The organism is Dyella sp., from assembly GCF_035277725.1.
In the GTDB taxonomy this organism is placed as follows: Bacteria; Pseudomonadota; Gammaproteobacteria; order Xanthomonadales; family Rhodanobacteraceae; genus Dyella_B.
The window spans coordinates 1-12026 of sequence record NZ_DATEJY010000115.1 but is presented as its reverse complement, the minus strand read 5'-3'; the positions used below and the strand labels follow the sequence as shown (position 1 = coordinate 12026).

Annotated in this window: 14 protein-coding genes; 7 read left to right on the top strand and 7 right to left on the bottom strand. The window is 61.3% G+C overall.

The window, feature by feature from the left end; genetic code table 11:
* The 3 genes from VJR68_RS10495 to VJR68_RS10485 form a co-directional block, all read right to left on the bottom strand.
* The coding region (locus VJR68_RS10495; protein WP_414647765.1) for a TonB-dependent receptor at nt 1-905 on the bottom strand (905 nt) is incomplete at its 3' end.
* 32 nt (nt 906-937) lie between these two features.
* Nucleotides 938-2002: a LacI family DNA-binding transcriptional regulator gene (locus tag VJR68_RS10490; protein ID WP_324147626.1), complete on the bottom strand. Its 1065-nt coding sequence runs from the start codon at nt 2000-2002 to the stop codon at nt 938-940.
* A 365-nt stretch (nt 2003-2367) separates the two neighbouring features.
* Nucleotides 2368-2952, bottom strand: coding sequence for a hydrolase (locus VJR68_RS10485; RefSeq protein ID WP_324147625.1), 585 nt, complete (start codon nt 2950-2952; stop codon nt 2368-2370).
* A gap of 39 nt (nt 2953-2991) precedes the next feature.
* Here VJR68_RS10485 and VJR68_RS10480 point away from each other — a divergent pair, with 39 nt between their 5' ends.
* Nucleotides 2992-3606, top strand: coding sequence for a TetR/AcrR family transcriptional regulator (locus VJR68_RS10480; protein ID WP_324147624.1), 615 nt, complete (start codon nt 2992-2994; stop codon nt 3604-3606).
* Nucleotides 3607-3616: 10 nt separating this feature from the next.
* On the opposite strand, the gene VJR68_RS10475 is transcribed toward VJR68_RS10480, so the two are convergent.
* From VJR68_RS10475 to VJR68_RS10465, 3 genes are all read right to left on the bottom strand, one after another.
* Nucleotides 3617-3922 carry an Hpt domain-containing protein gene (locus tag VJR68_RS10475; protein WP_324147623.1) on the bottom strand — a complete coding sequence of 102 codons (306 nt, stop codon included), beginning with the start codon at nt 3920-3922 and terminating at the stop codon, nt 3617-3619.
* 115 nt (nt 3923-4037) lie between these two features.
* Nucleotides 4038-4799 (bottom strand): response regulator, encoded by a 762-nt coding sequence (locus tag VJR68_RS10470; RefSeq protein WP_324147627.1) that lies wholly within the window; start codon nt 4797-4799, stop codon nt 4038-4040.
* A gap of 461 nt (nt 4800-5260) precedes the next feature.
* The gene (locus VJR68_RS10465) at nt 5261-5929 is read right to left on the bottom strand and encodes a response regulator transcription factor (RefSeq protein WP_324147622.1); all 669 of its coding nucleotides are present in this window, start codon (nt 5927-5929) and stop codon (nt 5261-5263) included.
* Nucleotides 5930-6305: 376 nt separating this feature from the next.
* On the opposite strand from VJR68_RS10465, the gene VJR68_RS10460 reads away from it, so the two are divergent.
* A complete protein-coding gene (locus VJR68_RS10460; RefSeq protein ID WP_324147621.1) occupies nt 6306-8375 on the top strand; it encodes a hybrid sensor histidine kinase/response regulator in 2070 nt (689 codons plus the stop codon).
* Nucleotides 8376-8418: 43 nt separating this feature from the next.
* Here VJR68_RS10460 and VJR68_RS10455 read toward each other — a convergent pair whose 3' ends face one another.
* A complete protein-coding gene (locus VJR68_RS10455) occupies nt 8419-8853 on the bottom strand; it encodes a DUF4156 domain-containing protein (RefSeq protein WP_324147620.1) in 435 nt (144 codons plus the stop codon).
* A 274-nt stretch (nt 8854-9127) separates the two neighbouring features.
* On the opposite strand from VJR68_RS10455, the gene VJR68_RS10450 reads away from it, so the two are divergent.
* The 5 genes from VJR68_RS10450 to ubiB all read left to right on the top strand — a co-directional run.
* Nucleotides 9128-9334: a hypothetical protein gene (locus VJR68_RS10450; RefSeq protein WP_324147619.1), complete on the top strand. Its 207-nt coding sequence runs from the start codon at nt 9128-9130 to the stop codon at nt 9332-9334.
* Nucleotides 9335-9355: 21 nt separating this feature from the next.
* Nucleotides 9356-9532 carry a hypothetical protein gene (locus tag VJR68_RS10445; RefSeq protein WP_324147618.1) on the top strand — a complete coding sequence of 59 codons (177 nt, stop codon included), beginning with the start codon at nt 9356-9358 and terminating at the stop codon, nt 9530-9532.
* 37 nt (nt 9533-9569) lie between these two features.
* A complete protein-coding gene (trmL, locus tag VJR68_RS10440; protein WP_324147617.1) occupies nt 9570-10040 on the top strand; it encodes a tRNA (uridine(34)/cytosine(34)/5-carboxymethylaminomethyluridine(34)-2'-O)-methyltransferase TrmL in 471 nt (156 codons plus the stop codon).
* Between the two features lie 39 nt (nt 10041-10079).
* Nucleotides 10080-10730, top strand: a complete 651-nt coding sequence (locus tag VJR68_RS10435; protein ID WP_324147616.1) for a ubiquinone biosynthesis accessory factor UbiJ — start codon at nt 10080-10082, stop codon at nt 10728-10730.
* The coding region (ubiB, locus tag VJR68_RS10430; protein WP_324147615.1) for a 2-polyprenylphenol 6-hydroxylase at nt 10727-12026 on the top strand (1300 nt) is incomplete at its 3' end. The genes VJR68_RS10435 and ubiB, both read left to right, overlap by 4 nt.

The window sequence follows — 12026 nt, the reverse complement described above, 5'->3', positions numbered from 1 at the left end:
AAGAAATGCGCCTTGTCCTTGATGATTGGGCCGCCTAGCGAGAAACCGTATTCCTTGTCGTGCGAAGGCTGCTTCTTGTTCTGCACGGATTCCGAAGGCGTCATCGAGCGCATGCGCGTATCCGTCCAATCGCCGAACACTTCGCCGTGGAATTCGTTGGTGCCCGACTTGGTTTCCGCGATCACTGCCGCGCTGGAAATCTGGTCGTACTCGGCCTTGTAGTTGGAGGTGACGACTTTGTATTCGCCAATCGCCAGCTGCGGGAACGGATTGCCTTGGCTGTTGTTCTGGCCGGTGATACCACCGCCTTCCACGTAGTTCTTCTGGCCGATGCCATCGATGTAGACGTTGATGCCAGCCGGCGCCTGGCCACCGGAGGCCAGGCTGGTATTGCCATTCTGCTGCACGGTAAACACCATGCCCGGCACGGTGTCCGCAAACTCAAGAAAGTTGCGCGTGATCTGCGGCACGGTGACGATTTCGCGTTGCGAAATGGTGGTGCCCACTTCCGAAGTGGTCATCTCCGGCAGCGTGGTCGCAGTGACGGTGACGCCGCCCAGGTTCTTGGCATTCGCAGCCGGGGCAGCGGCGACCAGGCTGAGCGTGGAGGTCGAAGCCACCGTCAGCGTCACCACATGCTCGGTACCCGCGCCTGCATCCACCTGATAGGTGCCTGGCGGGAGGCTTACCAAGGCGTAGCTGCCGTCTTTGCCCGAGGTGGTGGTGCGGGTATAGCCGGTGGCGACGTTCTTGGCGGTGACCGTGGTGTTTGGAGCAGCCGTACCACGCAGGTTTGCATCCGAGCTCTGCGCGAAGGAAATCATCGGCAAGGCAGCAGTGGCGGTAATCGACACGGCAATCAACCGCGCCAACAACAATTTCTTGGACTTTGATACGGCTTGCATGACTCCCCTCCCCGAATGTGTTGCGGGTTTCGTTATGTTGGTAATGGTCGCGGCGCTTTACGGGGCTTGCGCGGCGCCGCCGCGGCATGGGTTTTCGCCCCACAGGATTCACGGATAACGACATCGCATCCGAGCGTTTCGACGGATGCCGGCGTCTTGTCGGTCGGGTTCAGCATCGCCGCCAGACGCTCCAGCGCGATGCGGCCCAGGTCGGCGATACGCACTTGCACCGTGCTCAGCGGCGGCGTGACGTAGCGCGCAATGAGAATGTCATCGAAGCCGGCCAGCGCGATGTCTCGTGGCACATCGAGGCCGGCTTCCTTGAAGGCGTAGAGACAGCCGATCGCCATCATGTCGTTGGCAGCAAAGACGGCTTGCGGGCGTGGCTTTTTGCTCAGCAATTCGCACCCGGCGCGGTAGCCGGACTCCTCGGTGAAATCGCCATCGACGATGGTCAACGCAGCGCTTGGCGCATGCTTGGCCATGGCGCTGCGATAACCCTTCTCGCGCTGCTGCGCATCGAAGTTGGTCTTGGGACCGCTGATGAAGGCGATGTGCTGGTGGCCTGCATCCACCAGGTGCCGCACCATGGCGATGGCGCCGTCACGATTGTCGATGTTGAGCACGGGGTAGCGCGCGCTTTTTACCGGGCTGTCCAGCAATACGGCGGGTAGTTTTTCGGGCAGGTTTTCTTCGAGAAAAGCAGCGTCGACGTATTCGGAAAGAATCAGCATGCCATCCACGCGGCCGCGCATGGCGCGCACTGCCGCGGCGGCATCGTCCACGCCGTCGTGCGAACTGGATACCAGCAAGTGCAAGTTGCGCGCACGTGCGGCCAGGTCGATGCCGCGGATCAGTTCGGAGAAGAATTCGCCATACAGGTCCGGCAACACGGCGCCAATGGTGTGCGTGCGTCCGGTGATCAAGCTGCGCGCGGCGTTATCCGGGATGTAGTTCAGGCGCGTGGCCACTTCGCGCACGATCTTCTGCGTAGCGGGGGTGACGCCGCCGAGGCCATTGAGCACGCGCGACACCGAAGCGACCGAGACTTTCGCCTCGCGCGCCACGTCCTTGATGGTTGCGTTTTTGGTCGTCATCGAAGCAGCCCCTTGCATAGTGGATGTCCGTACATCCTAACGGCGGCGCAAACGTAAACGTTTTCATGTGGGCTTGTAAAGGTTTTCATGGCCGCTTGTAAAGGCGCCCCGCCGGCATGCTGCGCTGCGCCGCAAGATCAGCAGCGCCGGCTGGAACGCGTAAATACCGATGTTTGGCTGCAGGCCGCAGGCGCCGAGGGACCAGGGACGGCGCGGCAGCGCAGCATCATGGGATAGGGGACCTGGGTATCCGGCGAATGGATCGGCGTGAAGAGGCCGTGGCCTGCATGTGGACGAGCGGTGTTTGTATCAGACCGCTGCGCCCCGGCGTTGCACCGGGACGACGAGCCATTCCTTATCGCGGGTCAGCCAAGCATGTCCATGACCTGCACCGTTGAACGCACGCGGCCCAGGCGCGGAAAGATGTTCTTGATGGCAAACGCGTGATGCTCGCCACTCGCTGCGCTCATCGCATCCTCGGCGAACACGATGCCGAAACCCAATTCCCACGCATTGCGTGCGGTGGATTCAACGCCAATGTTGGTGGAGATACCGCCCAGCACGATGTGCCCGATGCCACGGCGGCGCAGCTGCAGTTCCAGTTCGGTGCCGTAGAACGCGCCCCATTGCCGCTTGATCACGCGGATGTCGCTATCGATCGCGCCGAGTTCTTTAGGGAACTCCCACCAGTCGTCATCGAAGCTTTTGCGTGGGGCGGGTTGATCGACCGGCTGCCGCAAGGCATCGCCACCATCGGCGGACCAGCCTACGCGCACCAGCACTACGGGCGATCCCAGGTCATGAAAGCGGCGAATCAACGCGCCGGCTTTCTCCAGCACCTCCGCCCCGGTGTGGGGACCGCCTGCGAACGGTACGATACCCTTCTGCAGATCGATGAGAACGAGCGCCGTATGGCGCGGATCGAGCTTTTCCACGGGAATCTCCAGCATGATAAAAGTGAGGACATCCTCACTTTGGAGTTTATGAGGATGTCCTCACATAATTCAACCGAGCCACGCCGCAAACCGCAGCGCCAGCGCGGTCACGAACGCGTCGCCGCCTTGCTGGAAGCCGCCGGAACCTGCTTCGTCGAAAAAGGTTACGAGGGCACCACCATGACGGAGGTGGCAGCGCGTGCCGGCGCAGCGATCGGCTCGCTGTATCAGTTCTTTCCCACCAAGGAAGCGCTGGCCAATGCGCTGATGGAGCAATACGCGCAGGCTGTCTGTGCGGAGCTGAAAAGCCTGGCGGAGCCATCGCTGAACTGGACGACGGCGGCATGGGCCGAGCACCTGTGCGCGTTTCTGATTTCGTTCCGCAAGCGCCACCCTGCGTTTCTGGCCTTGGTGGAATCCATGCCGAAACCGGCGGCCGATGGCTTGAGCATCCGCCGCCGTGTACGCGCGGAACTGCAAGCCTTGCTGGCGCACCGCGCACCGCACCGTTCCGCCGAAGAGATCCATGCCATGGCAGTTGTGGTGCAGCAGATGATGAAGGGTGCCGCGGCGATCCAGGCGGAGCCCGGCATGACCGGACGGCAGGCAGCGCTGGAACAAATGCAACACGCCATGCAGGTTTATCTGCATGGCGTGTTCAAGACATAACCGAGCGTGCTTATTTGTAGCTGTCGATCAGGTCGCGCAAGGCCTGGTCGAGCTGAAGCAAGACGCCTTCGCATGCCGGAAGATCGTGCTTGCGCAGGTCTTCTTCAAGGTATTCGCACAAGGCCGCCACATCCCCTTCTCTGAATACGATGAGCGCGCCTTTCAAGGCATGCAGCCGCTTCAGCAAATCGGCTTTATCTTGTTGCTGCCAGGCACGCAGAATGGCGCGCAAATCGGCTTCGCAACTATGGATGAAGATTTTGCGAACTTCCGCAGAACGAGCAAACGAACCTGGACTGGCTTTGGCTGGACACATGGCTGGGCGGCAACGACGCAGCTTTACGTAATTTCTGGCAGTGTTGCCGTGCCTAGGCCCACAAGGGATAGGAATTGTTTGAAAAACTCCGCGCGCCGAATGCCCACGGCGCGCATCAGCGCTTGCTGTCGACGGGCGCAAAGTACCTTGCAATGGCTTCCTTCAACACCTGCAGCAGGCGTTCCGCCCGCGCCATGTCGAATTGGGTTGCGCTTCTTGCTTCCTGCTCAAGTCGATCGGCGGCATCGGCGGCCTCGTGCGCACCCAGCATCAACGCAGCACCTTTCATCCGGTGCGCGAAGTGGGCCAGTTCTTCGGCATTGCGACTTTGCACGGATTGCTCGGCGGCTTGGATGTCTTCATCCATGGATGTCTGGTAGAGGGTACGAATGTCGATGGCAGCAACCGGTGTGTCGACAGGTGCGTGAGCCATTTGCGGTGCCGGCTCCAGCCACATGTCCAGGGTGGATTGCAGTTCTTCCGGACGCAGCGGCTTCTTCAGCACGCCATCCATGCCGGCCTCCATGCACATTTTCAAATGCTGGGCATTCGACGCGGCAGAGACGGCAATGATCGGCACATGAGGCAAGCCTTGCTCAGCTTCCCGCTGCCGAATGCGCCGGGTGGTTTCGTAGCCGTCCAACCCGGGCATGTGGCAGTCCATCAGGATCAAGGCAGGCGGCTGGCGCTCGATGTCCGCCAGTGCCTCAAGGCCGTCATGAAGGCCCACGGATGCGACGCCGAGCGTCTTGAGTTGTTCGATCAGCGCGGCGCGATGCTCGGGGTGATCTTCCACTACCAGAACGCGCGCTTGCGCTACTGCGGGTATTTTGCTTGCAGGCGTTGGTATCGGCTCTTTCGCTACCTTTCTGCTCATCCAACATCGCCAGGCGAAGAAAGCCAGCAAGCTTAGCCCCAGCATCGACAACATGATCGTCGGCACGCCGTAGCGCGGCAACCCGCGGGATGCCGGTGCGTCATCGTCGACTCGTTCGAGCGCCTGTTTCCGTATCGCATCGGCTTCTTGCGCGTCGACTCTGCCGGCCAGCAAGGCCGTTTCATTCTCGGCCGACGTATGGGTGGCATAACGCTCAAAGTGCAGACCGGTTTTTTTTGCGATAGCAGCTATGTATTCAGCGACGAGGCCTTTGTATATGCCGCCTTTCGTATAGGAGAGCGGAAAATTCCCGTCGTCCGCAGCAAAATAAACAACCGGATGTACCTTGATCCATTGCTGTTCTTCCGGCGTAAAGACCGGCGCATTGGCCGCCGCCGACGCCCACGAAAACATGAGCGCAAGCAGACCGGCCCATCGGCCGATCGCGAACCTCCGCGAACTCATGGCTTGTCCAGCAGATGCCTTATCTTGAACAGCTCGTTGTTGGTGCGTATACCCAGCTTGCGGAAGGCGGAATTCTTCTGCGCACTGATGGTGGTAATTCCGCGGGAAAACTTGGCAGCGATTTCGGTGACGGACATGCCGTCGAGTACGCAACGCAGGACTTCGCGCTCGCGCGGTGAAAGCTTGGAATAGCCCAGCAACTCATCGCCGGCTTCTTCGCCGGATTGCGCGGTCGAGCCGATGGCTGTGGCCAGGTCGCGGCTGAGATACGTGCGCCCGGCGGCCACGGCGCGTATCGCCAGCATCAGGTCGGCCTGATCCTGACCCTTGCCGACGAAACCATGGGCGCCCGCCCTTATGGCCAAGGCCACCGTGGCGGGATTGTGATGGGAAGACATCACCAGGATGCGCTCGCTGGGAAAGCGGATCTTCAAGGCACGGATCAGGTTCAGGCCGTCGACGTCGGAGGGGCCTAACGCATAGTCGGCAACGACAACGTCGACGCGGGTGTCCTTCAACGCGGCAAACAGTTCGCGGCTGGTGCGGAAGCTGCCTACCACGTCGATCGCGTATTCCTGCTTGAGCAGCAATTCCAGGCCACGGCGTATCACTTCGTGGTCGTCGAGCAGCATCACGCGCAAGCGCGCTCCCATTGAGTTCGACATTCCCTACTCCTTGTGATACCAGCGGCTATTCAACGGCCTGAAAGTACACCGGCGATAGCGGCATGCCGCAAGTAAAAGCACAAAGCTGCGTAAGCCGTTCTGCCTTCCAGGCGCGAACAACAACGTCCTTATCGCGTCACTCCCCAAACGACCCGCCATACGGCACGGAATCCCGCTGCCGTATGCGGCGGACAAGATAGCAAAAACCGGCGCTGACATTGGTGTCTTCACGCAAGACATTTCGTACATCTACTAGGCACACGCGGGCGGTGCACGCCGATACTTTTCAGGCTCGCCAGCACTCTCCCTCCACGTCATGCCTATCACTCGCAGCCAAATTCGCTCGCTTTGCCTGGCATGCTGGCTATTCGCATGCTTGCTGCTGCCGATCATGGTTTTTGCGCAAAGCGCCGAAGATCGCTACACGGCGCAGGAAAAGGCCTGGATAAAAGCCAATCCGACGGTCCGTTTTGCCGTCTACCCCGGGGGCCGGCCTTTCATACATGCGGATGGCGACCAGTCTGCCGGCGTGACGATGGAGTATCTGCATGCCATTGGCGAGTCGACCGGCCTGGTGTTCAAGCCCGTCAATGTTGCCAACATCGGGGAAGCCAAGCTTGCATTGCAACGCCATGAACTGGACCTGTTACCTGTGGCGCCCTCGATTGCCGATGGCGACGTAGATGGTTCCGTGCTGAGGACGCGTCCCTACTTCGTTGGAACAGCCGTCGTCATGTCGCGTGCTTCCACCGGCAGCATTTTTCGTCTCAATGAACTAGAGGGCCTGCACGTCGCGGTTCGTCGCGACAGTCTTCTGCACCAGCTGCTGAAAAACCGGTTTCCGGCCATCACTCTGGTGCTTGCCAACGATGCGGAAGATGAGCTGCACGTGGTTTCCAGTGGTATGGCCGATGCGGCAATCGATGTGGATACGGCGCTGCTTCCGCTGTGGCGGAAGATGTATTTCAGCAATCTGCACGTTTCCGGCACCATCAGCGACGTCGTTTTGAACTTTCGCATGGGTGTCCGTAGCGACGACGCCATGCTAGCGTCGATCATCGACAAATCGCTCGCCGCGCTGACCGCAAAGCAGACCGACGACATGATGGCGAAGTGGATGGACGACTCCGACTACGGCGCTACTTCCTGGCGCGTGCATTACCGCTTTCATGCGCCAGAAATCACGGCGGCACTGATTCTGCTGGTCGCGCTGGCCTATCTCTATGGCCGCGCACGCAAGGACCGCCGCCGCGCCAAGCAGAGCGAAGAAGAAAAGGCCATGTTTCTCGCGGTGATGAGCCACGAGATTCGCGTTCCCTTGAGCGCCGTGCTTTCGTCGGTTGAATTGCTCAAGCTCACGCGCATCAACAAGAACCAGAAAGAACTGCTGGTGACGGCCAGCTCGGCAGCGGACGCATTGCTGAGGCTGATCGATGATGTGCTTGACCTTTCCAAGCTGGAAGCGGATGGCCTGTCGCTGGACAACGCCCCCACCGACATCAGCAAGCTGGTGCGGGACATGGTGCAGATCGTCCGGCACCGGATTGACGAGAAAGGTCTTCAGCTCAATCTGGGCATCGACATTCCCGACGATGCTCGCGTGCTATTGGATGCAACGCGCATCCAGCAGGTGATGATCAATCTGCTGACTAACGCGATCAAGTTCACCAACCATGGCAGCGTTACGCTCAACGTGGCACTGAGCCGGTCCGGCGGCGACGCGTCGTCGCGCAAGCTTCTGGTAAGCGTGTGCGACACGGGCATTGGCATTCCGCCGGAGCAACATACACGGCTCTTCCATGCCTACGTGCAGGCAGACAGCACCATTGCGCGGCGATATGGCGGCACGGGACTGGGCCTGAGCATCAGCCGCCAGCTGATTGAGTTGATGGACGGCACCATCACGCTGCACAGCGAGGTGAATGTAGGCACCACCATTTCCTTCTCCATCCCCGTGCAACTCGCACCGGCAGCGCCAGTCGCGGCACCGCTTCCCGCTCCGCCGCGTGCGCCGAGCAGAACCAAGGACATTTCCGTCTTGCTGGTCGAGGATCATCCCGCCATCCGCTTCGTCTTCGAGCAGCAACTGCGCAGCATCGGCTGCCTGGTCACGGCTTGCCCGGATGGCGCTTCTGCCTTGCGCATGTTCGACAGCAATGCTTTCGATCTGGTGTTGATGGATTGCGGCCTGCCCGACATAAGCGGCTATGAGGTGACGCGCGCCATGCGCAAACGCGAAATGGATGGCCACCACACACCCATCCTGGCGCTGTCGGCCTCAACCGATGCCGCGCACAAGATGACGTGCATCGAGTCCGGCATGGATGGCCTCCTGAAGAAGCCGCTTGAACTGTCCTTGCTGCGCTCGGAAATTCAGGTGTGGTGCGATGTCGAGCTACCCGATCCCGGCGTCGACGACGATGACAACATTGAGGCGAGCCGCTGACGGCAGGCGACCTGCTTCAACAGGTCGCCTGCTGCGCTAGCCCTCAGCCGCCTTTGGCGGGATACGTCTGGAACCCGCCGCCTTGCTGCGGCGGAGGCTGCGGCAATGACGGATTGCCGGGATTCTGCGCCGGTGCCGGCGAGTAGGCAGGGCCGCCCTGGCGATTGCCGCAAACATAAGCCTCCCACGCTTGCGAACCATCGACGGGATCGCCCAGCGGCTTGATCGTGTCCGCATGCATGCCCAACGCGCTATTGCGTGCCTGTACCTGCAGTTCGTCGCGCACCTTGATGTCATTGCGGTCGAACGGCCCGACCCGGTTCATCACCGATACGGTGATCTTGCCGAGATCGCGGCAGCCGTTGACATCGCCCGTCCACACAGTGCGGACGGTGCTCGAACCCGGATCCGGGTTGATGCCCCAGGTACAACCGCCGAGCAGCACGAGAGGTGCGAGCAGCAGCAGAGTCTTGCGCATAGGTAGCTCCATCAAACGAGTGAAAACATGCATCCGCCGGCATCGTAGCGCGTCGCCCGTGCTTATCGCCTAACGCCGGCTTAGCGCAGCGGCATCGGATGGTGCCCGGACACTGTCCGATCACACATGTCCGGTGTCCGCGGACATCGCTGCGCATTCGCGCAATCAGCCATAACTCTTTGTGTATCAATGCATTGGCTTGGCAAACATGCCTGGCACAGGGATTGCTGTGTGAAGGGTGAGGACCTTTACCTGATTTGTCGGAGAGACGGACATGAAATTCGAAACAGTGATTCTGCGTGGCCTGTTCGTGGCGTGCATGCTGGTCTGCGGCCTGATCCTGGCGGCCATGGTGACCAGCAAGCCGGCGTCGATGCGCCTGGCAGATACCGCAACGATCGCCTCCTTGCTGATCTCTGCTCCCTCCAGCTGCGTGCTGCCGGTGGTGGACGACATGATCTGCGTGCGCGCATCCATCTGAACCCGCTTGAGAGAAACAACCATGAACGCTGAAACCATGATCCTTCGCGGCTTGTTCGGTGCCAGTGTGCTGGCTTGCGTCGTGATGCTGGCGGCGATGGTGACAACCCAACCCGCTTCGACCCTGGTCGCCACAGGCCACACGGTAGCCGCCACCAGCGTGACCGCATCGACCCATAACGCCGGTACGGCTGGCTGATTGCACCAAGCAGCGTCGACCATCCGATAATGGCGGCATGCTGCATGTCATTCTCTTCCGCCCAGAAATCCCGCCCAACACCGGCAACGTGATCCGCCTGTGCGCCAATACCGGCGCCACGCTGCATCTGATCCGCCCCTTGGGTTTCGAACTCGATGATGCACGCCTGCGGCGCGCCGGCCTCGACTATCACGAATACGCGCAGGTCAGCGTGCATGATGATCTCGATGCATGCCTGGTAGCGCTCGATCACCCGCGCGTCTTTGCATTTTCTACACGCGGCCGCACCTGGCACGTCGACGCACGCTTCCGCGCGGGCGATGCGCTGTTGTTCGGCTGCGAAACGGCTGGATTGCCGCAGGCGGTGTTGTCCGCATTGCCGCCCGAACAGCGTTTGCGACTGCCGATGCGCGCGGACAGCCGCAGCCTCAATCTGTCCAACAGCGTAGCGGTAGCGGTGTACGAAGCGTGGCGCCAGCTTGGGTTTCCGGGCGCAGGCAACCCTTGAGGTCGCTGCGATCCGGGTGAGGCCGGCTACAATCCCGGCATGACCGCCGCCCCTTCTCCCCACCTGCTTCCCCGGCCGCTGCGCCAGCTTGCCGGCCGCGCGCTGGAAACCACGCTCAATCACGTGCTTTCGCTCGATCCGGATACGCAAGCCAAGTTGTCCGCGCTCGATGGCCGCAGCGTGCAACTCAACTTGCAAGGCCTGGACCTGGCGTTGGCGGTGACCGTCGAGGGCAGTCGCCTGAAAGTGGGGCCTGCGCCGGAGCGTAGCGATCTGCGCGTGGCCGCCACCCCCGGCAGCCTGCTGTCGATGCTCTTCCGCCGTAACCACGAAAGCCTGCCTCCCGGCAAAGTAGACATCGCCGGCGATGCGGAACTGGCGCGCCGGCTGGAAAAGCTCGCAAGCCATTTCGCACCCGATTTTGAGGAAGCCTTCACCCGCACTTTCGGCGACGTGCTCGGCGTGCCGTTGGCAAAGGCCGTGCGTGAAGGACTCGCTCACGCGCGTGAATCAGCGTCGCATCTTGCACACGATGGCGCGGCCTGGCTGCGTGATGAAACGCAGATCGCCGTGGCGCCGGGCGAAATCGAGAGCTTTCTCGACGACGTGGATCGTCTGCGCGAACGTACCGAACGGTTGGAAGCACGCCTGGCCCGTCTCGAACGCCTGCCACGGGGAAGCCGCTTGTGACGCCGCTGAAGGTAGTACCCGGCCTGTTGCGCGTCGCCATCGTGCTGCTGCGTTATCGGCTCGACGAGCTGGTCGACGCCACGCACTTGTTCCGTCCGCTCAAATTCGTCCGTCCTTTGCTGGGCCGCCCGGTGGTCGACGTACGTCCGCTTTCGCGCGGCGCACGCATTCGCCTGGCCTTGAATGAGCTGGGCCCGATCTTCGTCAAGGCCGGGCAGATTCTGTCGACGCGCCGCGATCTGGTGCCGGCCGATATCGCCGATGAACTGGCGCTGCTGCAAGACCAAGTGCCGCCTTTCCCCGGCGACGAAGCACGCGCCATCATCGAGCGCGAACTGAAGCAACCGGTCGACAAGCTTTATGCCGGTTTCGATCCCGTACCGCTGGCTTCCGCGTCGATCTCCCAGGTGCACGCGGCCACCTTGCATGACGGTCGTGCGGTGGTGGTAAAAGTGCTGCGCCCGCGTATCGACGAGCGCATCGCGCGCGACGTCAGCCTGCTGCATTCGCTGGGCCAGCTCGCCCAACGCTGGCATCCCAATGCGGACAAGATTCGCCCCCTCGACGTCGTCACCGAAGTCGAGAAAATGCTGGAGAACGAGCTGGATCTGCAGCGCGAAGGCGCCAACGCCAGCTTGCTTCGGCGCAACTTCATCAGCGGCGTGGATCTCTACGTGCCGGAAGTGCACTGGGAACTCACCACTGCCGGTGTACTGACCCTGGAACGCGTCACTGGCGTTTCCTGCGACGACATCGTCGCGATCGACGCCGCCGGCATCGATCGCAAGCAACTGGCCGAGAAAGGCGTGCGCCTGTTCTACGAGCAGGTGTTCCGTGACAACTTTTTCCATGCCGACGCGCACCCCGGCAACATCTGGGTCGATCCCACGCGCACGCAGGAGCCGCGCTTCATTGCGCTCGACTTCGGCATCATGGGTTCGCTGCCGGAGGAAGATCAGTATTGGCTGGCGCAGAATTTCATCGCACTGTTCGAGCGTGACTACGCCCGCATCGCCCGCTTGCATGTCGATGCGGGATGGATGCCTGCCAATGTGCGGCTGGATGAACTGGAAGCCGCCGTGCGCACCGTCTGCGAGCCGTATTTCACCCGTCCGTTATCGCAGATCTCGCTGGCGGAATTGGTAGTAAAGCTGTTCCAGACCGCGCGGCGCTTCGAGCTCACCTTGCAGCCGCAACTGATTTTGCTGCAAAAAACCCTGCTGAATATCGAAGGTGTCGGCCGCCTGCTCGATCCGGACATCGACATCTGGGCCGTGGCGCATCCCGTGCTCAAGC

Excerpts from the sequence above, each read along its gene's own strand:
- VJR68_RS10470 (WP_324147627.1), bottom strand. The coding sequence starts at position 4,799 with ATGAGCAGAAAGGTAGCGAAAGAGCCGATACCAACGCCTGCAAGCAAA.
- VJR68_RS10490 (WP_324147626.1), bottom strand. The coding sequence starts at position 2,002 with ATGACGACCAAAAACGCAACCATCAAGGACGTGGCGCGCGAGGCGAAA.
- VJR68_RS10485 (WP_324147625.1), bottom strand. The coding sequence starts at position 2,952 with ATGCTGGAGATTCCCGTGGAAAAGCTCGATCCGCGCCATACGGCGCTC.
- VJR68_RS10455 (WP_324147620.1), bottom strand. The coding sequence starts at position 8,853 with ATGCGCAAGACTCTGCTGCTGCTCGCACCTCTCGTGCTGCTCGGCGGT.
- VJR68_RS10450 (WP_324147619.1), top strand. The coding sequence starts at position 9,128 with ATGAAATTCGAAACAGTGATTCTGCGTGGCCTGTTCGTGGCGTGCATG.
- VJR68_RS10445 (WP_324147618.1), top strand. The coding sequence starts at position 9,356 with ATGAACGCTGAAACCATGATCCTTCGCGGCTTGTTCGGTGCCAGTGTG.
- VJR68_RS10475 (WP_324147623.1), bottom strand. The coding sequence starts at position 3,922 with ATGTGTCCAGCCAAAGCCAGTCCAGGTTCGTTTGCTCGTTCTGCGGAA.
- VJR68_RS10465 (WP_324147622.1), bottom strand. The coding sequence starts at position 5,929 with ATGTCGAACTCAATGGGAGCGCGCTTGCGCGTGATGCTGCTCGACGAC.
- VJR68_RS10480 (WP_324147624.1), top strand. The coding sequence starts at position 2,992 with ATGTCCTCACATAATTCAACCGAGCCACGCCGCAAACCGCAGCGCCAG.
- VJR68_RS10435 (WP_324147616.1), top strand. The coding sequence starts at position 10,080 with ATGACCGCCGCCCCTTCTCCCCACCTGCTTCCCCGGCCGCTGCGCCAG.
- trmL (WP_324147617.1), top strand. The coding sequence starts at position 9,570 with ATGCTGCATGTCATTCTCTTCCGCCCAGAAATCCCGCCCAACACCGGC.